Source organism: Scandinavium manionii, from assembly GCF_024764775.1.
Lineage (GTDB): Bacteria > Pseudomonadota > Gammaproteobacteria > Enterobacterales > Enterobacteriaceae > Scandinavium > Scandinavium manionii.
Window position 1 is genome coordinate 373,491 of record NZ_JALIGC010000039.1, and the last position, 22,017, is coordinate 395,507.

At 53.5% G+C, this 22,017-nt stretch carries 19 protein-coding genes; 8 read left to right on the forward strand and 11 right to left on the reverse strand.

All coding sequences use genetic code 11. The annotated features are described in order from the left end of the window. Window positions 1-9: 9 nt before the first annotated feature. The 6 genes from MUU51_RS16200 to MUU51_RS16225 all read right to left on the reverse strand — a co-directional run bounded on the left by MUU51_RS16200 (window position 10) and on the right by MUU51_RS16225 (window position 7,956). Window positions 10-1,821 (reverse strand): extracellular solute-binding protein, encoded by a 1,812-nt coding sequence (locus MUU51_RS16200; protein ID WP_258968248.1) that lies wholly within the window; start codon window positions 1,819-1,821, stop codon window positions 10-12. Between the two features lie 67 nt (window positions 1,822-1,888). Beyond that, window positions 1,889-3,451, reverse strand: a complete 1,563-nt coding sequence (gene pdeN / locus MUU51_RS16205) for a cyclic di-3',5'-guanosine monophosphate phosphodiesterase PdeN (RefSeq protein WP_159770425.1) — start codon at window positions 3,449-3,451, stop codon at window positions 1,889-1,891. Between the two features lie 189 nt (window positions 3,452-3,640). After that, on the reverse strand, window positions 3,641-4,210 hold the full coding sequence (gene mepS, locus MUU51_RS16210; protein WP_159770428.1) for a bifunctional murein DD-endopeptidase/murein LD-carboxypeptidase: 570 nt from the start codon (window positions 4,208-4,210) through the stop codon (window positions 3,641-3,643). Between the two features lie 416 nt (window positions 4,211-4,626). Beyond that, entirely contained in the window at window positions 4,627-5,343 is a 717-nt protein-coding gene (locus tag MUU51_RS16215) for a phosphatase PAP2 family protein (protein WP_200849674.1), read from the reverse strand. A 44-nt stretch (window positions 5,344-5,387) separates the two neighbouring features. After that, complete coding sequence (locus MUU51_RS16220) at window positions 5,388-6,365, reverse strand: CobW family GTP-binding protein (RefSeq protein ID WP_159770431.1); 978 nt, start codon at window positions 6,363-6,365, stop codon at window positions 5,388-5,390. 124 nt (window positions 6,366-6,489) lie between these two features. Then, window positions 6,490-7,956 (reverse strand): mannitol dehydrogenase family protein, encoded by a 1,467-nt coding sequence (locus MUU51_RS16225; RefSeq protein ID WP_258968129.1) that lies wholly within the window; start codon window positions 7,954-7,956, stop codon window positions 6,490-6,492. A 206-nt stretch (window positions 7,957-8,162) separates the two neighbouring features. On the opposite strand from MUU51_RS16225, the gene uxuA reads away from it, so the two are divergent. After that, a complete protein-coding gene (gene uxuA / locus MUU51_RS16230; RefSeq protein WP_159770437.1) occupies window positions 8,163-9,353 on the forward strand; it encodes a mannonate dehydratase in 1,191 nt (396 codons plus the stop codon). 113 nt (window positions 9,354-9,466) lie between these two features. Here uxuA and yeiP read toward each other — a convergent pair whose 3' ends face one another. Continuing rightward, window positions 9,467-10,039, reverse strand: a complete 573-nt coding sequence (gene yeiP / locus MUU51_RS16235) for an elongation factor P-like protein YeiP (RefSeq protein WP_110509382.1) — start codon at window positions 10,037-10,039, stop codon at window positions 9,467-9,469. 134 nt (window positions 10,040-10,173) lie between these two features. Between yeiP and MUU51_RS16240 the strand changes: the two genes are divergently transcribed. Then, window positions 10,174-10,428 (forward strand): YkgJ family cysteine cluster protein, encoded by a 255-nt coding sequence (locus MUU51_RS16240; RefSeq protein WP_159770440.1) that lies wholly within the window; start codon window positions 10,174-10,176, stop codon window positions 10,426-10,428. Here MUU51_RS16240 and setB read toward each other — a convergent pair. Next, window positions 10,425-11,606 (reverse strand): sugar efflux transporter SetB, encoded by a 1,182-nt coding sequence (setB, locus tag MUU51_RS16245; RefSeq protein WP_258968130.1) that lies wholly within the window; start codon window positions 11,604-11,606, stop codon window positions 10,425-10,427. The genes MUU51_RS16240 and setB overlap by 4 nt on opposite strands. A gap of 369 nt (window positions 11,607-11,975) precedes the next feature. Between setB and fruB the strand changes: the two genes are divergently transcribed. Genes fruB through fruA form a run of 3 tightly spaced genes read left to right on the forward strand, consistent with a single transcriptional unit; the run spans window position 11,976 to window position 15,746 of the window. After that, a complete protein-coding gene (gene fruB / locus MUU51_RS16250) occupies window positions 11,976-13,106 on the forward strand; it encodes a fused PTS fructose transporter subunit IIA/HPr protein (RefSeq protein WP_258968131.1) in 1,131 nt (376 codons plus the stop codon). Beyond that, entirely contained in the window at window positions 13,106-14,044 is a 939-nt protein-coding gene (fruK, locus tag MUU51_RS16255) for a 1-phosphofructokinase (protein ID WP_110509390.1), read from the forward strand. Before fruB ends, fruK begins: the two co-directional genes overlap by 1 nt. 16 nt (window positions 14,045-14,060) lie before the next feature. Further along, on the forward strand, window positions 14,061-15,746 hold the full coding sequence (gene fruA, locus MUU51_RS16260; RefSeq protein ID WP_258968132.1) for a PTS fructose transporter subunit IIBC: 1,686 nt from the start codon (window positions 14,061-14,063) through the stop codon (window positions 15,744-15,746). Window positions 15,747-15,788: 42 nt separating this feature from the next. Here the strand turns inward: fruA and MUU51_RS16265 are convergent, their stop codons facing one another. Beyond that, window positions 15,789-16,487 (reverse strand): transcriptional regulator YeiL, encoded by a 699-nt coding sequence (locus tag MUU51_RS16265; RefSeq protein ID WP_159770450.1) that lies wholly within the window; start codon window positions 16,485-16,487, stop codon window positions 15,789-15,791. Between the two features lie 131 nt (window positions 16,488-16,618). Here MUU51_RS16265 and rihB point away from each other — a divergent pair, with 131 nt between their 5' ends. Continuing rightward, the gene (gene rihB / locus MUU51_RS16270; RefSeq protein ID WP_159770807.1) at window positions 16,619-17,560 is read left to right on the forward strand and encodes a ribosylpyrimidine nucleosidase; all 942 of its coding nucleotides are present in this window, start codon (window positions 16,619-16,621) and stop codon (window positions 17,558-17,560) included. Between the two features lie 103 nt (window positions 17,561-17,663). Then, on the forward strand, window positions 17,664-18,914 hold the full coding sequence (locus MUU51_RS16275) for a NupC/NupG family nucleoside CNT transporter (RefSeq protein ID WP_258968249.1): 1,251 nt from the start codon (window positions 17,664-17,666) through the stop codon (window positions 18,912-18,914). Between the two features lie 29 nt (window positions 18,915-18,943). On the opposite strand, the gene nfo is transcribed toward MUU51_RS16275, so the two are convergent. Both nfo and MUU51_RS16285 read right to left on the reverse strand, forming a co-directional pair. Continuing rightward, on the reverse strand, window positions 18,944-19,801 hold the full coding sequence (gene nfo / locus MUU51_RS16280) for a deoxyribonuclease IV (RefSeq protein ID WP_258968133.1): 858 nt from the start codon (window positions 19,799-19,801) through the stop codon (window positions 18,944-18,946). A gap of 84 nt (window positions 19,802-19,885) precedes the next feature. Further along, entirely contained in the window at window positions 19,886-20,935 is a 1,050-nt protein-coding gene (locus MUU51_RS16285) for a YeiH family protein (protein ID WP_258968134.1), read from the reverse strand. A gap of 166 nt (window positions 20,936-21,101) precedes the next feature. Between MUU51_RS16285 and yieE the strand changes: the two genes are divergently transcribed. Next, complete coding sequence (gene yieE, locus MUU51_RS16290; RefSeq protein ID WP_159770456.1) at window positions 21,102-21,968, forward strand: DNA-binding transcriptional regulator YeiE; 867 nt, start codon at window positions 21,102-21,104, stop codon at window positions 21,966-21,968. Window positions 21,969-22,017: the final 49 nt, after the last annotated feature.

Here is a 22,017-nt window from a genome sequence, read left to right on the forward strand (position 1 = left end):
CTTTGCTCCTTAACGCCGTGCTTCGGGCAGTTTTGCCGCTTTATTGACGTCGTACCACCAGTTATCGAAGCCCAGAGAATAGATGGGACGAACCGCCGGATGCGAGAATTTATCCCAGTACGCCATACGGTCTGAGGCCATGAACCACATCGGCAGCTGGTAGTAATTCCAGGTTAGCACGCGGTCCAGCGCGCGCCCAAGTGGCAAAAGTTTCTGTTTGTTACCTTCCCAGTGAATCATCTGTTTAATCAGATTATCAATCACCGGGCTGCTGACGCCGGGACCGTTATAGCTGGAGTTGATGTATTCCGACGACCAGGAAATTTGCAGGTCGCTGCCGCTCGGCCACGGCATTGCTCGCCACGGGCGCGGCATCATGTCGTAATCGCGGGTGCGCATCCGGTTAGTGAGTTGTGACAAATCGACCTGACGAACGTCCATCATCACCCCGAGGCGCTTCAAATTGTGCTGGAACGGCATTACCCACTGATTGTTGCCCGCTGACGGCAGCAGCAGTTCGAATTGCAGTGGTTTGCCGGTTTTGGCATTCACGCGCTGCTGGCCTTTTAGCACCCAACCGGCGTCGGTCAGCAGTTTGTCGGCCTTTAGCAAGTTAGCTCTGTCGAAACCGTTTCCGTTGGATTTCGGCGGCGAATAAATTGAGGTGAAGACTTCCGGCGGTAAGTCTTTTTTCATTGGGGCCAGCAATACCAACTCGTCGGCGTCGGGATGGCCACGCGCTGCATACTCGGTGTTCTGGAAATAGCTGTTTGTCCGGCTGTAGGCCCCATAAAACAGTGCTTTATTCATCCATTCAAAATCAAACGCCAGGCCAATGGCTTCGCGCACGGTGCGATCGGCAAACACCGGACGTTGGGTATTGAACGTCAGCCAGCGAGTGTCCTGCGCGGAGTTGTTTTTCTCTTCTTCTTTGACGATGAAATGGTTGCTGAAGTTTTTGCCGATGTAGCGCGTGGCCCAGTTTTTCGGGCTGGTTTCGGTGCGGAAATCAAAAGCCCCGGCCTTGAAGGCTTCGAAAGCCACGTTATCGTCGAGATAATAGTCGTAGCGAATCGTGTCGAAATTCCAGCGTCCGCGATTCACCGGTAAATCTGCCGCCCAATAGTCTTTCACCCGGGAATAGACCACGTACTGGCCCATCTTCCATGCCGTAATTTTATACGGACCGTTGGCCAGCGGCGGAGTGGAGAGCGGATCGCTGAGCTTATGGTTACGCCAGAATTTTTCCGGCATCACCGGCAGCGTAAACAGGCTCAGCATGTCCTCTTTGCTTGGTTTCGCAAGCTCAATGCGTACGGTCAGCGGCGCGATGGCTTTCACCGTGGTGCCTTTGTAAATTAGCCGAAACTGTGGCACGCCCTCGGTCATAAACTTGTGAAAGGTGAAGGCGACATCTTCTGCGGTGACTTTGCTGCCGTCATGAAAGCGGGCGCGGGGATTGATGGTCACTTCGGCCCAGGAAAAGTCGCCAGCATAGCGGGCCATATCCGCAATCAGCGGGTAATAGCTCCCGGGTTCGTCGTCGGAGGTGGTAAACAGGGCGTCGTACAGCGCATCGGTACGCTCGGCGGCATTGCCACGTAGCGCAAAACGGTTGAAGTTGTCGAAGGTGCCCAGGGCTGACAGCGTGACCGCGCCGCCTTTCGGTGCCGCCGGATTTACGTAGTCGTAATGGCTAAAGTTAAAAGCGTACTTCGGTTCGCCAATCACGGCGAACGCGTAGCTTTCCTTTATGGTTTGCGCCTGCGCCGCCGTGAGGGCCAGCAGCGTAAGCATCAATAAACCCATGCGCACAACAATCACTGATATTTATTCCTTCTGCGGTCATTCGGGCAATTCACTCATCTTGTTGAATCATAAGTGACGCTCAGACCGTTGTGAAATAATTCTCTGGTTTTGCATGGGCTTCGAGCAGCTTTTCGAGCGTCAGCGGGCGGCTTACCCAGTATCCTTGCAGGAAGTTGACGCCGTGTTCGCGCAGCCAGTTCGCCTGTTCCTGGGTTTCCACGCCTTCTGCCACGGTGACCAGATTCATTTTTTTAGCCAGCGATAACACGGCGTCCAGAACCGGAGAGGTTACCGTTTCGGTGCCGATGGCGTTGATAAAGCCGCGATCGATTTTTAGGTAGTCGAAGGAGTAACGCTCCAGATAGATAAGCGCGCTGTGGCCGGTACCGAAATCATCGATCGCAATTTCATAACCTTCATTATGCAGCCATTCAAACAGCTTCATTGCCTGGCGTTGATTGAGCATGTCACGCTCGGTGATTTCCAGCACCAGCTGGAAGTCGTTCGGTGGCAGCATAGCGCTGAGATCCCGCAGATCCTGCTGGAAACTATCTGCCAGCAAATGGGCCGGGGCGATGTTGATCCCAAGCTTTGCGCCCGGCGGGAGTATGCTTTGCAACATCGGCGCGTCTTTGGCTATCAGTTCAAACAGATGACGGGTCAGTGGCACAATGAGCTGCTGGGCTTCGGCGAAGCTGATGAACGCGTCAGGAGGAATTTCACCCGCAGCAGGGTGCTTCCAGCGCATTAACACTTCCACTCCGCGAATCTGCATATCCTGGGCATCCACCACGGGTTGATAGACCACCGAGAACTGGTTGCGCTTAATGGCGGTAGTAATTTCCCTGCCCGGGCGCAAACGGATGGTGAGTACGTAATAGCAAAGCAGGCCAGAAAGCAGGCCGCACATCACGCCCATTAGCAGCGAATATTGTAGATTCTCGACGGCCCACGCATCGCCATAGACGTTTACCGTCAGCGGCAGATTGTTGATTTGCGCGCTGCGAATAGGCGTGCCTTTCAGCTCGCTGACCAGCAACGGATGGGGGCTGAAGGTAGAAATAGCGGTGTTATTGGCGATTATCGAAATGCCACTGAACTGATTCTGGCGTGAGGAGTAGAGGATCCACGGCATCAGGCTGGCGTTAATCGAGGTGAAAACACCGCGATTCTCCAGCAATGGGCTGCGCACCCAGAGGGCAAACGCGGGGCGCTGCGGTAGCATCGGCGTGCCGGGAAGGATTTCGATATCCAGAGATTTAGTGAAATCCACCTGCGGCACTAGCTGTTTCATCGGCACGTTCATTTCGCCGGTGGCCGAAGAGCAGGTGGCGTTATTGTTGTTCACCAACAGAAAGGCGCGGACGTTGAGGCTAAAGGCGGCTCGGGACGTCAGCTCGGGCGCAACGTCCGTGCAGCGGCTCAGGGTGAGCGGCTGAAGCTTATCAACCGTATTCAGCAGTTCGCCAAAATAGCCGTTCAGGTATTTCTGCAAATCGTGAATGACGATATCGAATTGTTCAGCACGTTTATGATGGAAAATCATTAGCTGCGCACTGCCGGCCAGTAAAGCAATCACCACGCCCAGCAACAGACTGGAGAAGAGGATCTTGCGGCCGAGCGAGAAGTAACGCGTGAACATAGCTTTCTTTATCCGTGATATTTGAAACGGTAATTCAATGCGTTGTGACGCAGGGCTGCGTCTTTCCAGCATAGTCTATTTCGCCATCCTGGCAGGCAGAGACGGAAGAAGAAAAAAAAAAGCACTGCTAAGCAGTGCTTTTTCTGATTCTCGCTGTCAGCCAAGGGAAAACCGACAGCAAGAAGAACATCAGGAACGGCTCAGAACACGTCGCGCTTCGTTATAGCGCTTGTTCCAGTAAGGCTCACTCATGTTTGAAATCGTCACACCACTGCTGGTGGATGCATGAACGAACTGGTTGTTGCCAATGTAAATGCCTACATGGCGACCCGTCGACCCGGCGCGGAACAGCACTAAATCACCAGTGCGCAGCTGAGTGCGTTTAATCGACTTGCCCATTTCCTGCTGCTCGTAAGTAGAGCGGGGCAGATCCATACCAAATTGTTCACGGAAGGTACGCTGGACGAAAGCGGAACAATCGATACCACGTTTCGTTTCGCCACCGAGGCGATAGCGTACGCCTTTCCAGCTGGCGTACTGATCCATCAGGCGTGACTTAACGTCAAGATTACGCACCATGGATTCAAATTCATCCTGAGAGGCTTGCAGTGACGAAGGATCTTCGTTACCCACAGCATGCGTCTCAGAATGCATATTCTTTGCGGTGTTTGTCGTACTACATGCAGAAAGCAGGACCGCGACTGCTACCGCGGGTATTGCCCGCAGGATGTATCTCAAAATTGGTTGAGATTTGACCATGTGATTTATTTTCCCTTGAAGTCCTTAACGATAAAAACCGTTATAAAAATGCCAACCGTGACGAGACTAAATACCTGTCATCAATGAGACAATTCCCGAAGTGTGAAACTGTGCAGTACTGCACAAATTTATTCACTTCCTGAATTATTTATCTCTGGAAAGACAAAACGAGATTGAGATTACCCTATCAAAACCAGGCTGGCTAGCGCTTTTACGGGATTTTTAATAAGAAATTGTGATAGGCAAAGAGAGGATTCTGCTAACGCGAAAAATAGCGGAAAAGCTGCATGTTAAATAGGCAATTAGCTCATTTTTAAGCAAAATCTGATGACAGGAAAATGATGAGATTGAATATTTTTTCTTCAACTCATCATCAGGGAGCGAAAGCGATCCCTGATGATGATGAATAATTTTAGTTAGGAACTTGTTTTGTTTTTGTTATTTGAACCGGGTAAATGGCGATCAAACAGGGCAATTGTTTTATCACTGAGCGATGTGAGCAGGATCCACGGCATGCCAATCAGGACCGCTGTCAGTGAGCCGACGGCAATATCGGTGAACCAATGAGCGCCAATCATTACGCGCGGGAATGCAAAAACCACAAAAATAATCAGGGCTACGGCACCCGCTTTACGGCCAAAATATCGCCACATAAAGGTGGAGAATATCAGCAGCATCATCCCATGATCGCCAGGGAAGCTGTCTTTTGATGCGTCCTTAGTCGAAATATGCAGCAGGGAGCTGACCCGATAGCTGTCAGGGAAAAACAGCGACGGGCTGGCGCGTTTGACCGGCATTATATGTTGGGCGAGTTGGTTAACCACGACTGCCGCCAGCAGCATCACCAGGCCAATAATAATAATTTTACGGCGACCCTGTGGCGCTTCTTTCCGCCAGAAGCTGAGCATCACGCAACCCATCGCCAATAGCGAGCAGGCATCAAAGGCCCGATTGTTGGTGATGGCGAGGAACCACACATAAATGTGGCTGTCGGCAAGACCCTGATTAAAGAAGTGGAAAATACCGGAGTCCAGCGGGAACCAGAACCCGTGATTAGCGGGTAAAAACCAGCTCATAAAGAGGGCCAGACCAGCGATGTTCAGCAGTAATATAAGGGGAATTCGAGTTTTCATAATAGAGTCTTCAAAGCAGGTAAAACACGCGCAACATACCGACGTTAACTTAAACGAAGCTTCAACAAGGTTGACTGTAGTGCATTCCAGTCAGTCTCGCTGTCATTGATAAGCTCAATACGACTGTCGGGCGGCGCAACGGATTGGGTTTCAATTTGCAGGTCAGCACCCTGACGATTAATACGGACTAATCCTTCCGCAATACGCATCACGCCTTTCACCCGCGAAACCGGCGCCAGACGGGCCCATTCCAGCAGGCCAATGGTGTCAAACTGGGTGTCAGCATCAAAAATCCAGCCACAGGCCTGATGGCCCTGACCGCTGTTAATGCTGCGACGCCAGCGCTGATGTTCAGGCAAATTCAACGCCGCCAGACCTTTGTTCGAGGCATGGCTATGCGAATGCGCCACGCTCTCGGGCAGAGCCGCCAGATTCCTGCGTGGTAAATCTAACAATGCGCCGTCGATTGCACCCTGAGTGGCTTGCACATATTGGCGATCACCGCCGTAGGTTTGCCACCAGCTATCGAACGCCTGTTGGCTTTCCGGCGTTGTGCGATCGCTTTTGTTCGCCACAATGATATCGGCCGCCGCGAGTTGATCGCGGAAGTTCTCATTGGCGACCGCTTTTTCATCGAGCAGCTGACGCGGATCGAGCACGCACAGCGTGGCACGCAAATCGATCCACGGTTCATAAACGGGCGCGGTGAGGATATCAAGTATTTGCTTCGGATGGCCGAGGCCGGTTGGTTCAATCAACAGGCGATCCGGTTTGCCCTGACGCAGCAGGGTGTTGAGTCCAACCTGCATCGGCAACCCATTGACGCAACACATGCAGCCGCCGGGGATCTCTTTGAGCAGCGCTCCACTGTCAGCCAGCAGCGCACCGTCGATACCGACTTCGCCGAATTCATTGACCAGCACCGCCCACTTTTCATCAGCCGGTTTATGCGCCAGTAAATGGAGAATGGAGGTCGTTTTACCGCTGCCGAGAAAGCCGGTAATCAGGTTCGTTAGCGTCACGTTGGCTCCAGAATGAACATCTGTAATAAAGTCACAGGTGCGCAATATCCTGGCGAAAAATGACGTAAAAGAGAAGACTTAGGGCGGACAGACAACATATCTGTCCGCTAAATAGCAGGATCTGTTAAAGATTCACGGTGGAAATGATTGCCTGACGCGCGCCTTCGGTTGTCAGTCGATGCCAGGCGTGCTGGATTTGGCTGACGAACGCGGCGTTTTGCGGAAGGTCGGTACCGAAAATTTCGCTCAGCGTGAGCAGGGCGGTCACGCGGTCATTTTCATTGCTACTGGCAACGATAGACTGAATTTTTTCGACCAGTGGGTCACGTACATCAATGGCATTCCCGCGTTCATCTGTGCCGCTGACATAGCGCATCCAGCCTGCTACGCCGAGTGCCAGCAGTGGCCAGTCACTTTCACGTTGCAGGTGCAGGCGAATACCTTCCAGCATGCGCTGAGGCAGTTTCTGGCTGCCGTCCATCGCGATTTGCCAGGTGCGGTGCTTTAATGCCGGATTGGTGAAGCGGTCGATCAGGCTGTCGGCGTAACCCTGCAAGTCCACGCCGGTGATGCGCAGCGTAGGAGCCTGTTCTTGCATCATCAAACGCAGCGCTGCACGGCGAAAATCAGCGTCCTGCATACAATCGCTGATGTGCTCGTAGCCTGCCAGATAGCCGAGGTAGGCGAGGAAAGAGTGGCTGCCGTTCAGCATCCGCAGTTTCATCTGTTCCCACGGCAGCACGTCACTCACAAGCTGCACGCCCGCAATCTCCCAATCAGGACGTCCCGCCACAAAATGGTCTTCTACCACCCATTGAATGAAGGGTTCAGAACTGATGGCACATGGATCGTTAACGCCAATCGCCGCTTCAATTTCCGCCAACGACTCTTCCGTCGCCGCCGGAACGATGCGATCGACCATAGTGCCCGGGAAGCTAACGTGTTCCGCTATCCACTGTGCCAGCTCTGGTGAGCGCTTGTTGGCCATGCCCAGCACCGCGTTTTTTACCACGTGGCCGTTGTCCGGAATATTATCGCAGGAAAGCACGGTGAACGGCGCCAGCCCGCGCTCGCGGCGACGGTGCAGGGCTTCGACCAGAATGCCCGGAGCGGAATGTGGTTCAGACGGATTCTCCAGATCGTGAACGATCCGTGGCTGCGACACATCCAGACGACCGGTGGCCGGGTCGATGCAGTAACCTTTTTCGGTGATGGTCAGGGAAACAATCGCCACCTGCGGCTCACAGAATTTCTCAATAATCGCTGCCAGGGAATCGAGTTTAGCGTTCAGGCATTCATTCACCGCGCCGATAATAATCGGCTGATTACCGTCCACACCTTTCTCCAGCACGGTATAAAGGTGGTCCTGGGCGCGCAGCTGGCTCATCAGCACATCGCCGCTGAATAAGCTTATTTCACACAATCCCCAGTCACCGCCTTTCGCGTTCAGCACCCGGTCCGTTAGCAGCGCCTGGTGTGCGCGATGAAATGCGCCAAAGCCGAAGTGGACAATCCGCGAACGGAGCTGTTGTCGGTCATACTGAGGCAACTGCACGTTGTCGGGCAGCGTGGCGGTGGCGATCGTCTTCATTATATAAACACCTACTTAACCATTAATTAACAATGGGTAGTGTAAAGTTATATGACAGCAAATTGAATTGGTGTGCCGTATTTATCCGGGGAATGTGAGCTGGATCAATCAAAGCCGGGGCGGAAATTGACCCTTCCAGAGAAACATGTATGGTAGTCGTCATCTGTATTATTAATATTGGTATAACAACTTAAGAGGGTGAAGCAATGGAACAAACCTGGCGTTGGTATGGACCGAATGATCCGGTTTCTCTTGATGATGTGCGCCAGGCTGGCGCCACCGGCGTTGTAACCGCATTGCACCATATTCCAAACGGTCAGGTCTGGCCGGTTGATGAAATTAAAGCGCGTCAGGCGCTGTTAGCTGAAAAAGGGCTGACCTGGTCCGTCGTGGAAAGTATTCCTGTTCACGAAGACATTAAAACTCAGTCCGGTGAATGCAAAACCTGGATTGCGAACTACCAGCAGAGCATCCGTAACCTCGCGGCTTGCGGCATAGATACCGTTTGCTACAACTTCATGCCGATTCTCGACTGGACCCGTACCGATCTCGAATACACCCTGCCGGACGGTTCCAAAGCCCTGCGTTTCGACCAGATCGCCTTTGCGGCGTTCGAGCTGCACATCCTCAAGCGCCCAGGCGCTGAAGCGGATTACAGCGCGGAAGAGCAGCAGCAGGCGAAAGACTATTTTCATGCGATGAGCGCGGCAGAAGTCGAAAAACTGACTCGCAACATCATTGCTGGACTGCCGGGCGCGGAAGAGGGGTACACCCTGGACCAGTTCCGCAAACGTCTGTCTGAGTACGATCACATCAGTAAAGACAACCTGCGTGAAAATATGGCGGTGTTCCTGCGCGCTATCGTTCCGGTGGCAGAAGAAGCAGGCGTGCGCCTGGCGGTACACCCGGACGATCCACCGCGTCCCATTCTCGGTCTGCCGCGTATCGTTTCGACCATCGAAGATATGCAGTGGCTGAAAGAGACCGTCGACAGCATCTATAACGGTTTCACCATGTGTACCGGTTCGTATGGCGTTCGCGCCGACAACGACCTGGTCAAAATGATTGAAACCTTCGGTGACCGTATTCACTTCACTCACCTGCGCGCAACGTGCCGTGAAGCCAATCCGAAAACGTTCCATGAAGGTTCGCATCTGAACGGTGACGTGAATATGGTGGCGGTGGTTGACGCGATTCTGTCTGAAGAGTTACGCCGCAAGAAAGCGGGCGACCTGCGTCCTATCCCGTTCCGTCCGGACCACGGGCATCAGATGCTGGACGATCTGAAGAAGAAAACCAATCCGGGTTATTCGGCAATTGGTCGTCTGAAAGGGATGGCTGAAGTGCGCGGCGTAGAGCTGACGCTGAAAATGACCAAATACCCGGAACTGCTGTAATTGCGGTTAAACTGCTAGCCTGTTTGCCCGATGGCGTTGACGCTTATCGGGCATACAACATCTGAACCGTAAGCCCGGCAAGTGCAACGCCGCCGGGCGTTCACATCAAAAAATTAATCAGCGCGGCCCATATAGCGGCACTCTTCGATATGAATGCGGATTTTCTCGCCGGTCGTCAGGTATTCAGGCACCTGAATCACCAGGCCAGTGTTCAGCGTCGCCGGTTTAGTACGGGAGCTGGCGGATGCACCTTTGATGCCCGGTGCGGTTTCCACAATTTCCAGATCAACGGTTTGCGGCAGCTCAAGGCCCAGCAGCTGGCTGTCCCACAGCAGAACTTGCATGTCCGGCATCCCGCCTTCTGGAATAAACTGAATCTCTTCTTCAATCTGATCTTTATTGAAGGTGTACGGCGTGTAGTCTTCTTTATCCATGAACACATATTCGTTGCCGTCGATGTAAGAGAAGTCAACGAAACGGCGGGTCAGGGTCACGGTATCGACAATATCGTCGCCTTTAAAACGCTCTTCAACTTTGGTGCCGGTACGCACATCGGCAAAGCGCATTTTGTACAGCGTTGCTGCGCCACGGGCGCTCGGTGACTGAATATCAATATTTTTTACAATCAGCAGTTTGCCGTTGTAATTCAGCACCATACCTTTTTTGATTTCATTCGCTCTTGGCATTGCAATAATCCTGTTTCAGGGAAGTCTAAAATATCGCGTAAAAGTACTCGTGCCGCGGCTTTCAGGCAAGTGGAATTCGCTGGTTTTGTGAAAAGGTGATAAGGTGCGTTTCCAGATAAATGAGAGAGTGAAAGATGGATTGCCGACCGGACTGTGGCGCGTGTTGTACTGCGCCTTCGATTTCCAGCCCAATCCCGGGAATGCCCCACGGCAAACCTGCTAACACGCCCTGCATTCAGCTTGATGAGCGACTGCGCTGCAAAATCTTTGGCTCGCCGCTGCGCCCGAAAGTGTGCGCCGGGCTTAAACCTTCCGCAGAAATGTGTGGAGCAACGTCACAGCAGGCGATGAGGTATCTCATTCATCTGGAAGCGTTAACCGCACCCTAAACGTCTTTAATCCGCCACAGGCCAAATGTGGTGATGATGCACATCCCCAGCGCAATCCAGAACACCGCATGATAACTCCAGATTTCAGCCACTACGCCTGCCATTGAACCAGCAATAATCCAGCCGACGCGCGTGGTGTTACTGTACAGCGTCGTTGCCGCACCAGCCTGACCAGGCATCAAATCCTGAAAATAGAGCATGCCAATCCCTGCGAGAATGCCGATGTAAATGGCGTTCAACAGTTGCATCGCCAGCAGCAGCGCAGGGGAGTGAACGGTCAGCATCCCGATGTAGAAAAATACCCCCGCCACTACCGCAACACGCATCAGAAAACGCTTACCAAAACGTTTGGCGTAATAGCCCGCAATCAACATGGTCGGAATTTCCAGTCCGGCCGCGGTGCCCATCATCAGCCCAGCGAGTTTCTCCGGCAGATGCAGTTCATCGATAATGAACAGCGGCATATTAATGATGTACAGGCTGTTAGTGCCCCACATCATCGTACAGATGACGAACAGTAGCAGGGCGTCACGACGGTTGGTACGCGGCGCTTCAATGCGCGTGCCTGCGGCCGGGCGCACTTTGCGCATGCTGGGCAACAGCATCCAGACAACCGCGCCACAAATCACATAAGCCACTGCAGCGGACAGGTACATGGTGGTAAAACCAAAGCCCATCGCCAGCGCATAGGCCACGGGCGGGCCAATCACCCACGCCAGTGAAACCTGCGCCCGGAGAATAGAACTGAACATCACCGCCTCACGGCCAGTTTTATCGGCGTGTTCACGCGCAAGGGCAAACATCTGCGGGTTGGACGTCGAGCCGAAGCTGCTAAGGAAGACGCCAACAAACAGCAGGATGAAGTAGTTACGGTTCCATGCGAACAGCACGCAGGCCATCATCCCGAGCAAACAGCAAAAGACAATCAGTGACTTACGATCACCCTGACGATCTGAACGACCGGCGAGAAATTGACTCACCAGGATGCCAATCACCGCGCTGCCGGTAAAGAAGAAGCCGACCATCGCCGGGCGGACGTGGACTTCGTTGGTCAGAAACAGGCTCAGGGTTGGCGTCTGCAGTGCGCCAGCAATGCCAGTCAGAAACGCGACCAGAAGGAAGGCGGATGAGGTCAGATCAAATCCCCGGCGCGGGGTAGCAACGGTCGTATTAGACATTTTGGGTTATCAAAAAACAGGAAGAGGCCGAAGTTTACGCTGGCTGTCAGAAAATAAACAGTGGGTGCGTCAACGAATGCACAAAAAATCAAAATGGCATTTCATAATGAGAATCACTCCTGGCTGACGCGGCTGAACGCAGTGGCTGACGAAGCGGGAGAGCGTCAGCAAATGTGGCAGGAATGATAACGAAATGTGCAGTAGCTCTAAATTCTGTAATCCAGAAATAAACTTTTCTTGCGCATTGTACAAGGCTGACACAGACTCATTGAAACGTTTCAGCGTCATCTTTTCATCTTACAAGAAGCAGGGTGACGTATTTTTTCTCAAGTTAGCTGAAACGATTCAATTCAGCGAGAGAGGAGAACCATGTTCCAGTTATCAGCTCAGGATATTCATCCCGGTCAGCAGGCCGGTAATAAAGAAGAGGCGATTCGCCAGATTGCGTCAGCTCTGGTCAGCGCCGGCAACGTTGCGAACGGTTACGTCGACGGAATGCTGGCTCGCGAGCAGCAGACCTCGACGTTTCTTGGCAACGGTATCGCCATCCCTCACGGCACCACCGATACCCGCGATCAGGTTCTGAAAACCGGCGTTCAGGTTTATCAGTTCCCACAGGGCATTACCTGGGGCGAAGGGCAGACCGCGTATGTCGCGATCGGCATCGCCGCCAGCTCCGACGAACACCTCGGCCTGCTGCGTCAGCTGACGCACGTGCTGAGCGATGATGACGTGGCTGAACAGCTGAAATCCGCGACCACCGCGGAAGAGCTGCGCGCGCTACTGATGGGCGAAAAACAGAGTGATGCGCTGAAACTCGATAACGACACCCTCACGCTGGACGTCGATGCGAGCAGTCTGGTGACGTTGCAGGCGCTAAATGCTGCGCGTCTGAAAGAAGCGGGTGCCGCGGATGCCGGGTTTGTTGCACATGTCATTAATGACCAGCCGCTGAATCTGGGGCAGGGCATCTGGCTGAACGACAGTGCTGAAGGCAACCTGAAAAGCGCCGTTGCGGTGAGCCGGGCTAAAGCGCCGTTTACCGTTGATGGGCACTCCGCCGCGCTGCTGGTGACCGTCGCCATGGCCGATGAACAGCCAACTGCGGTGCTGAGCCGTCTGAGTGCATTGCTGCTCGACAATAAAGCTGAACGCCTGCTGAACGCCGATGCAGCAACGCTGTTAGCGTTGCTGACCAGCGACGATTCTCCTGCGGAAGATGTACTGAGTGCGGAATTTGTTGTCCGCAATGAACACGGACTCCACGCGCGTCCAGGAACCATGCTGGTGAACACTATCAAACAATTTAGCAGTGACATTACCGTCACCAATCTCGACGGCAGCGGAAAACCGGCTAACGGTCGCAGCCTGATGAAAGTCGTAGCGCTTGGCGTGAAAAAAGGCCATCGCCTGCGCTTTACCGCCCAGGGTGATGATGCGCAGGTGGCACTGAATGCCATTGGCGAAGCCATCGCTTCCGGTCTTGGGGAGGGCGCGTAATGAGCAGACGTGTTGCCACAATCACCCTCAATCCGGCCTACGATCTCGTAGGGTTTACCCCGGAAGTTGAACGCGGCGAAGTGAACCTGGTGCGTACCACCGGTCTGCATGCGGCGGGTAAGGGCATTAACGTTGCGAAGGTCCTGAAAGATCTCGGCATTGATGTGACCGTCGGCGGCTTCCTTGGTAAAGACAACCAGGATGGCTTCCAACAACTGTTCAGCGAACTCGGTATTGCCAACCGCTTCCAGGTGGTTCAGGGCCGTACCCGTATTAACGTCAAACTGACAGAAAAAGACGGTGAAGTGACCGACTTTAACTTCTCCGGTTTCGACGTCACGGCAGGCGACTGGGAGCGTTTTGTGAATGATTCCCTGAGCTGGCTGGGTCAGTTCGATATGGTGTGCGTCAGCGGTAGTCTGCCTGCGGGTGTCAGCCCGGAAGCCTTCACTGACTGGATGACGCGCCTGCGCAGCCAGTGTCCGTGTATCATTTTCGACAGCAGCCGTGAAGCACTGGTGGCCGGTCTGAAAGCTGCACCGTGGCTGGTTAAACCTAACCGTCGCGAGCTGGAAATCTGGGCCGGTCGCAAACTGCCGGAAATGAAAGATGTGATTGAAGCTGCGCACGCATTGCGCGAGCAGGGCATTGCACATGTGGTGATTTCACTGGGTGCTGAAGGCGCGCTGTGGGTCAACGCATCCGGTGAGTGGATTGCAAAACCGCCGTCCGTAGAGGTGGTGAGCACCGTTGGTGCCGGGGATTCGATGGTGGGTGGCCTGATTTACGGCCTTCTGATGCGCGAATCCAGTGAACATACGTTACGCCTGGCGACCGCCGTTGCTGCACTGGCCGTCAGTCAGAGTAACGTAGGGATTACCGATCGTACCCAGTTGGCCGCGATGATGGCGCGTGTTGACTTACAACCCTTCAATTGACAGCAGGAGAGGCATAATGAAAACGCTGCTGATTATCGATTCCGGACTCGGACAGGCGCGCGCCTATATGGCGAAAACCCTTCTGAGCGCGGCGGCCCAAAAAGCCCATTTAGACATTATCGACAACCCGAACGACGCTGAGCTGGCTATTGTGTTGGGTTCTGCACTGCCAGCGGATAGCGCGCTGAACGGCAAACAGGTTTACCTCGGCGATGTGAATCGCGCGGTGGCACACCCGGAGCTGTTCCTGAGCGAAGCTAAATCTCACGCAGCGCCGTACGTGACGCCTGCGGCGATTGCGCCAGTGGCGAAAAGTGGTGCCAAACGCATCGTGGCCGTTACGGCTTGTCCGACCGGGGTGGCTCACACCTTTATGGCCGCAGAGGCGATTGAAACCGAAGCCAAAAAACGCGGCTGGTGGGTGAAAGTTGAAACCCGCGGTTCCGTTGGGGCGGGCAATGCGATTACCCCAGAAGAAGTGGCGGAAGCAGACCTGGTTATCGTCGCGGCAGATATCGAAGTAGACCTGGCGAAATTTGCCGGCAAACCAATGTATCGCACGTCTACCGGTCTGGCGCTGAAGAAAACGGCTCAGGAACTGGACAAAGCGGTGGTTGAAGCTGAACCGTATCTGCCGAAAGGCAACGTACAGTCGGCTCAGGAAGGTAAGAAGAAAGGCGGCGGGGCGTACAGCCACCTGCTGACCGGCGTATCTTACATGCTGCCGATGGTGGTAGCGGGCGGTCTGTGTATCGCGCTCTCCTTCGCATTCGGCATTACCGCGTTCAAAGAAGAAGGCACACTGGCGGCGGCACTGATGCAAATCGGCGGCGGCTCAGCCTTCGCGCTGATGGTTCCGGTGTTAGCGGGTTATATCGCCTTCTCTATCGCAGACCGTCCGGGCCTGACCCCAGGTCTTATTGGCGGTATGCTGGCAGTCAGCACCGGGGCGGGCTTCATCGGCGGTATCATTGCGGGTTTCCTTGCCGGTTACGTCGCGAAAATGATCAGCACCAAAGTGAAGCTCCCACCTAGCATGGAAGCGCTGAAACCGATTCTGATAATCCCGCTGTTTTCCAGCCTGATTGTCGGTCTGGCGATGATTTACCTGATTGGTAAACCGGTTTCTGGCATCCTCGCGGGTCTGACGCACTGGCTGCAAACCATGGGTACCGCGAACGCGGTTCTGCTCGGCGCCATCCTGGGTGCGATGATGTGTACCGATATGGGTGGCCCGGTGAACAAAGCGGCATATGCGTTTGGTGTCGGGTTGCTGAGTACGCAGACTTATGCGCCGATGGCCGCGATTATGGCGGCAGGCATGGTACCACCGCTGGGGCTTGGTCTGGCAACGATTGTGGCACGTCGTAAGTTCGATAAAGCGCAGCAGGAAGGGGGCAAAGCCGCTCTGGTACTGGGTTTGTGCTTCATTACCGAAGGCGCGATTCCGTTTGCAGCCCGTGACCCAATGCGCGTTCTGCCTTGCTGTATCATCGGTGGCGCGGTAACAGGCGCAATGTCGATGGCGGTCGGTGCGAAACTGATGGCGCCGCACGGCGGTCTGTTTGTCCTGCTTATCCCAGGCGCAATCACCCCGGTTCTGGGTTACCTGATGGCGATTATCGCCGGTACGCTGGTTGCGGGTATCTCTTACGCGGTGTTGAAACGCCCGGAAGCAGAGGCAGTTGCTAAAGCAGCGTAAACCACCGTCTCGTTCTAAAAGGCAGAGCTCGCTCTGCCTTTTTTATGTCAGCAACCCACTAAAATTTCTCTCCGGATCCATCGCCAGCGCGAGGGTGAACAATGCCTGTTTGTTGCTGATGGCATATCCCGTTTTCTTTTTTTGCAGTAATCCATCCCGGGTAAATTGCGCAATTACGTACAGCAAGTGACGATATGATACGCCCATATATTCTGCGGCCTGCGTATGTTTTTCCTGATAAAGCTCGCCATGTTGGGTCAGCAAAATAAACGCCGCCAGTCGGTTTGTCAGCGGAAATGACTGGTTTTGCGTCAAAGAGACAATGTTCCGATAGTTCTTACGGCTAAGCGCAATGCAGAGGTTGCGTAAAAATGTCACATCATTGAGCAACTGCGGACGGAACGATTTCATGGGGAGTGTGAGGCACCAGCACTCCTCAATGGCCTGTACAGCGCGTGGCTCGTGGCTGGTATCCACCAGCTCGATTTCACCGATAAAGCAGGGCGCGCCGAAAAAATCGATCAATGAAACGCGGCCATTAGGCAGTGTGGCATAAAGTTTGGCCCTTCCGCGGACCAGATAAAACAACCAGACGGGCTGCGCGCCTTCCTCAACAATGTAGTCTCCGGCAGCGATGTGAAACAGATGCGTCGCTCGCTCAACGGCCACGGAAAACCGCCCGAGGTAGCCTGATTCACGGATCAGCTGCTTTTTGAGATCCTCGTTATAGATTTCTTTCATCGCCCTTTCCCGGTATGAGATTTCTCATATCCAGCATACGTTTTGCGTTGTTACGATTCAATCATCACTCTGGTTTACATTTCATCATCGAAATGAAAATAACGCTGTCGTTAATCACCGAGGAAATAAAAATGGAAAAGAGAAAAATCATTCTTGATTGTGATCCGGGTCACGATGATGCCATTGCGATTATGATGGCGGCGAAACATCCAGCCATTGATTTGTTGGGTATTACTATCGTCGCCGGAAATCAGACGCTGGATAAAACACTCGTGAATGGTCTAAATGTTTGTCAGTATCTGGATATAAATGTACCGGTATATGCGGGTATGCCAAAGCCGATTATGCGTGAGCAAATTGTGGCAGATAATATTCATGGGGAATCGGGGCTTGATGGTCCTGTTTTTGCGCCGCTGACACGCAAAGCCGAAAATACGCATGCTGTTAAGTATATTATTGATACCCTGATGGCGAGTGAAGGTGATATTACGCTAGTGCCCGTCGGGCCACTCAGTAATATTGCAGTCGCAATGCGCATGCAGCCTGCTATTTTGCCTAAAATACGTGAAATCGTTCTGATGGGCGGGGCGTACGGCACGGGTAATTTTACCCCGTCGGCAGAATTCAATATCTTCGCCGATCCAGAAGCTGCCCGGGTTGTCTTCACTTCCGGCGTGCCGCTGGTAATGATGGGACTCGACTTAACTAACCAGACTGTCTGTACAGCAGAGGTGATCGCGCGGATGGAAAAAGTCGGGGGCGCGGCTGGAAAATTGTTCAGCGATATCATGAATTTCACGCTCAAAACTCAGTTTGAAAATTACGGACTGGCGGGCGGACCGGTACACGATGCCACCTGCATAGGCTATCTCATTAACCCTTCACAGATTCACACTCAGGACATGTACGTCGAAATCGATGTGAACAGCGGCCCATGTTATGGACGTACCGTCTGTGATGAGTTGGGCGTGCTGGGCAAGCCCGCAAATGTCAAAGTGGGGATGAGTATCGACACCCATCAATTTTGGGATTTAGTGGAAGAGTGTGTGGGCATGTACCGTTTGGCTAAATAACGGCATCTGAATCCAGGCATGTTCCACCTGACATGCCTGAAACTCTTCCTGGGCAGCAAGCGGTCGCCCTTAAAAATCAGACCTGGCACAAGAGATGATCATTATGGATATAATGAGAAGTTTTCTGGGTATGGTAGTTTTACTGGCAATTGCGTTTTTACTGTCGGTAAATAAGAAAAATATTCGCTTGCGCACTATTGGTGCGGCATTGTTATTACAGATTGTTATTGGTGGTATTGTGCTTTATTTCCCTCCGGGAAAATGGCTAGCTGAACAGGCGGCCTTAGGCATTCATAAAGTTATGTCTTACAGCGATGCCGGAAGTGCTTTTATTTTTGGTTCTTTAGTCGGGCCAAAAATGGATGTGGTATTTAATGGTGCTGGTTTTATTTTTGCTTTTCGCGTATTACCAGCCATTATCTTCATCACAGCGTTAGTTAGTTTGCTGTATTACATTGGCATAATGGGGAGCTTGATCCGAATTTTGGGGGGGATTTTCCAGAAAGCCCTGGATATCAGCAAGATCGAATCTTTTGTTGCCGTAACAACCATCTTTCTCGGGCAAAACGAAATCCCGGCAATTGTGAAGCCGTTTATGGATAAGCTCAATCGCAACGAACTGTTCACTGCGATTTGCAGCGGGATGGCCTCCATTGCCGGTTCAACGATGATCGGTTATGCAGCGCTTGGCGTGCCGATTGATTATCTGCTGGCAGCTTCATTGATGGCAATCCCCGGCGGTATTCTGTTTGCCCGGATGCTGAGCCCAGCCACAGAGGCTTCTCAGGTCTCGTTCAATAATTTGTCTTTCACAGAAACACCGGCAAAAAGCGTGATTGAGGCGGCGGCCGCAGGCGCAATGACCGGGCTGAAAATTGCCGCAGGCGTCGCGACGGTGGTAATGGCTTTCGTGGCTATTATTGCCTTACTGAACGGTATTATTGGTGGCGTTGGCGGCTGGTTTGGTTTTGGTCACGCCACGCTTGAAGGTATTTTCGGTTATCTGCTTGCGCCACTGGCATGGTTAATGGGGGTGGATTGGGGCGATGCTAACCTTGCGGGGAGTTTGATAGGGCAAAAACTGGCGATCAACGAGTTTGTGGCATACCTGCATTTTTCGCCTTATCTGCAAGCAGGCAGCAGCCTGGATGTGAAAACTATCGCCATTATCTCTTTTGCACTGTGTGGATTCGCCAACTTTGGCTCCATTGGCGTCGTGGTCGGGGCATTTTCAGCCATTGCACCGCAGCGTGCGCCGGAGATTGCACAACTTGGCTTTCGGGCGTTACTTGCGGCCACGCTCTCCAATCTGATGAGCGCGACCATTGCCGGTTTCTTTATCGCTCTGGCGTGATACCGATGAGCACAGTGGATGTGCTCGTTTTACGCCGCCGCAACTTCATTCTGCTGCGCTTTCAGCCATGCGATTTCTTCAGCCCAGATATCTGGATTAACGGTTTCCAGCACCATCGGGATGCCGTCGAAGCGGTTGTCCTGCATTATCCAGCGGAACGCATCGTGGCCGATATTGCCTTCACCGAGGCTGTGATGGCGGTCAACGCGGCTGCCGAAAGCGCTCTTGGCGTCGTTCAGGTGCATTCCGCGCAGGTAGTTAAAGCCAACGATACGTTCGAATTCTGCGAAGGTTTTTTCACACTCTTCAGCGCTGCGTAAGTCGTAGCCTGCGGCGAAGGCGTGGCAGGTATCGATGCACACGCCGACGCGAGATTTATCTTCCACGCCGTCGATGATGGCCGCCAGGTGTTCGAACTCAAAGCCCAGGTTGCTGCCCTGACCTGCGGTGTTTTCGATAACCGCGGTGACGCCTTCGGTTTGTGCCAGTGCGATGTTGATCGACTCGGCGATGCGCGCCAGACAATCATCGACCGGGATTTGCATCAGGTGGCTACCAGGGTGGAAGTTCAGCAGCGTCAGCCCTAACTGCTGACAGCGGGTGAGTTCGTCGACGAAGGCTTCACGGGATTTTTCCAGCGCATCGGTGACGGGATGGCCGAGGTTAATCAGGTAGCTGTCGTGCGGCAGGATTTGCGCAGGAGAGAAATGGTATTTTTCGCAGGCGGCTTTGAAATCGTCGATGACCTCGCTGGTCAGCGGGGCCGCGCGCCACTGGCGCTGGTTCTTGGTGAACAGGGCGAATGCAGTGGCCTCAAGTTCCGCAGCGCGAATCGCGGCATTGGCGACACCGCCGGAGGCGCTGACATGTGCTCCGATAAATTTCATAAAAAACTCCTGTTAAACCCGCCTAAAAGGAAATGCATAGCAAAGGCTAATCATAGCGGGTTAACAGGAGAGTGATACAGTGCTTTATGCCATCAGGGCATGAACTGCAACGTTAATCATGCCGCCGCCGATGATGAGCCAGACGAACAACACCAGTGCCATCAACAGCGGTTTCGCTCCGGCTTTTTTCAGTGCGCTGACATGGGTGGTTAAGCCCAGAGCCGCCATCGCCATCGCTAACAGTACGGTGTCGAGGGTTACCAGCACGTCTACAACCGCTTTAGGTAACAGGTGGAACGAGTTGAAAATCGCCACCACGATGAACAGGATCGCAAACCACGGAATGGTGATTTTGCTTTTTTCACCGCTACCCGCCGGTGCCAGTTGTTTAACGCGAGCGGCCAGGATAATCAGGAACGGTGCCAGCATCATCACGCGCAGCATTTTGGCAATCACAGCCGCGTTTTCAGCATCCGGGCTGACGGCGTGTCCTGCCGCCACAACCTGTGCAACTTCATGCATGGTTGAACCCATGTAAATCCCGTAGGTTTCCGGAGTAAACCAGTGGGCCAGTACCGGGTACATCGCCGGGTAGAGGAAAATGGCAATGGTCCCGAAAATCACAACCGTCGCAACCGCCACGGTGACTTTGCTGGATTCGGCTTTCAGTACCGGTTCTGTCGCCAGTACGGCCGCCGCGCCACAGATACTGCTGCCCGCGCCAATTAACCAACTGGTCTGTTTATCAAGGCCAAACACTTTCTGGCCGAGGAAAGACGCCAGTAAAAAAGTGCTGGAGAGCGTCAGCACGTCGATGGCGATCCCGCTGAAACCTACGTCAGCAATTTGCGAAAACGTCAGGCGAAAGCCATAAAGAATGATGCCCAGACGCAGCAAATGCTGCTTGGCGAACAACACACCGCCGTCGCAGCGCTGCCAGATTTTTGGGTAAACCGTGTTGCCGACGACCATCCCAAGCAGAATAGCCATCGTCAGTGCGCTAAAGCCCGCGCCGGCAATCGCCGGAATGCTTCCGGTCCACAGTGCAACGCCGGTAATCAAGGCGGTAAGCGCCAGACCCGGGACAAAATGCCCGAGCGAATGTCGGTGTCTGTTAAGCGTGAGTGTTGTCATAACCTTCTCCTTTATCTGGATTAAAGGTTACGTGCCGCTGGCTTAAAAATAAAATTGATTATATGTTTATAATCAATCTGAATAACTGGTATGCCCGACATACTTCAAGCCACCGTTGCGTTGGCTGCAACTCGAATTATGTAGGGTATATAAATGAAGGTTCTCTATGCATATCACCTTACGTCAGCTTGAAGTGTTTGCCGAAGTGCTAAAAAGCGGTTCGACAACCCAGGCCTCGCAAATGCTGTCGTTATCGCAGTCGGCGGTCAGCGCGGCGCTTACCGATCTGGAAGGTCAGCTCGGCGTGCAGCTGTTCGACCGGGTCGGGAAACGACTGGTGGTGAACGAACATGGCCGTCTGTTGTATCCGCGCGCGCTGGCGACGCTGGAACAGGCAACCGAAATCGAGCAGCTGTTTCGTGAAGATAACGGCGCTATCCGTGTTTTCGCCAGCAGCACCATCGGTAATTACATTCTGCCGGAAATCATCGCCCGCTATCGCCGTGATTTTCCGTCGCTGCCGCTGGAGCTCAGCGTCGGTAACAGTCAGGACGTGATCAACGCCGTCAGCGATTTCCGCGTGGATATCGGACTCATCGAAGGCCCATGCCACGCCGCAGAAATTATTGCCGAACCCTGGCTGGAAGATGAGCTGGTGGTGTTCGCCGCACCTGGCTCGGCGTTACTGACAGGGGAGGTGACGCTGGCGAGGCTGGCCGAAGCGCCGTGGATCCTTCGCGAGCGCGGTTCCGGTACGCGTGAAATCGTTGATTACCTGCTGTTGTCCCATTTGCCGGAATTTCATCTCGGGATGGAGCTTGGTAACTCTGAGGCCATCAAGCACGCGGTGCGCCACGGCCTGGGCATCAGCTGTCTGTCACGGCGCGTGATTGCCGAACAGCTCGACAGCGGCACGCTGGTCGAACTTCCCGTCCCGCTGCCGCGCCTGACGCGCAAGCTCTGGCGCATCCATCACCGGCAAAAACACCTTTCAAATGCGCTGCGGCGTTTCCTGCGATATTGCGATATTTGATGGCATGGCGAAACGGCAGAAAAAGGGCTTTACTTATAATTTGTGCTTC

Bases quoted from the DNA above. Each gene is read 5' to 3' on its own strand.
- MUU51_RS16215 (WP_200849674.1), bottom strand. From the start codon at position 5,343: ATGAAAACTCGAATTCCCCTTATATTACTGCTGAACATCGCTGGTCTG.
- fruK (WP_110509390.1), top strand. From the start codon at position 13,106: ATGAGCAGACGTGTTGCCACAATCACCCTCAATCCGGCCTACGATCTC.
- setB (WP_258968130.1), bottom strand. From the start codon at position 11,606: ATGTCTAATACGACCGTTGCTACCCCGCGCCGGGGATTTGATCTGACC.
- uxuA (WP_159770437.1), top strand. From the start codon at position 8,163: ATGGAACAAACCTGGCGTTGGTATGGACCGAATGATCCGGTTTCTCTT.
- pdeN (WP_159770425.1), bottom strand. From the start codon at position 3,451: ATGTTCACGCGTTACTTCTCGCTCGGCCGCAAGATCCTCTTCTCCAGT.
- MUU51_RS16285 (WP_258968134.1), bottom strand. From the start codon at position 20,935: ATGACAACACTCACGCTTAACAGACACCGACATTCGCTCGGGCATTTT.
- nfo (WP_258968133.1), bottom strand. From the start codon at position 19,801: ATGAAATTTATCGGAGCACATGTCAGCGCCTCCGGCGGTGTCGCCAAT.
- MUU51_RS16275 (WP_258968249.1), top strand. From the start codon at position 17,664: ATGGATATAATGAGAAGTTTTCTGGGTATGGTAGTTTTACTGGCAATT.
- rihB (WP_159770807.1), top strand. From the start codon at position 16,619: ATGGAAAAGAGAAAAATCATTCTTGATTGTGATCCGGGTCACGATGAT.
- MUU51_RS16240 (WP_159770440.1), top strand. From the start codon at position 10,174: ATGGATTGCCGACCGGACTGTGGCGCGTGTTGTACTGCGCCTTCGATT.
- MUU51_RS16265 (WP_159770450.1), bottom strand. From the start codon at position 16,487: ATGAAAGAAATCTATAACGAGGATCTCAAAAAGCAGCTGATCCGTGAA.
- mepS (WP_159770428.1), bottom strand. From the start codon at position 4,210: ATGGTCAAATCTCAACCAATTTTGAGATACATCCTGCGGGCAATACCC.
- fruB (WP_258968131.1), top strand. From the start codon at position 11,976: ATGTTCCAGTTATCAGCTCAGGATATTCATCCCGGTCAGCAGGCCGGT.
- yeiP (WP_110509382.1), bottom strand. From the start codon at position 10,039: ATGCCAAGAGCGAATGAAATCAAAAAAGGTATGGTGCTGAATTACAAC.
- MUU51_RS16225 (WP_258968129.1), bottom strand. From the start codon at position 7,956: ATGAAGACGATCGCCACCGCCACGCTGCCCGACAACGTGCAGTTGCCT.
- yieE (WP_159770456.1), top strand. From the start codon at position 21,102: ATGCATATCACCTTACGTCAGCTTGAAGTGTTTGCCGAAGTGCTAAAA.
- fruA (WP_258968132.1), top strand. From the start codon at position 14,061: ATGAAAACGCTGCTGATTATCGATTCCGGACTCGGACAGGCGCGCGCC.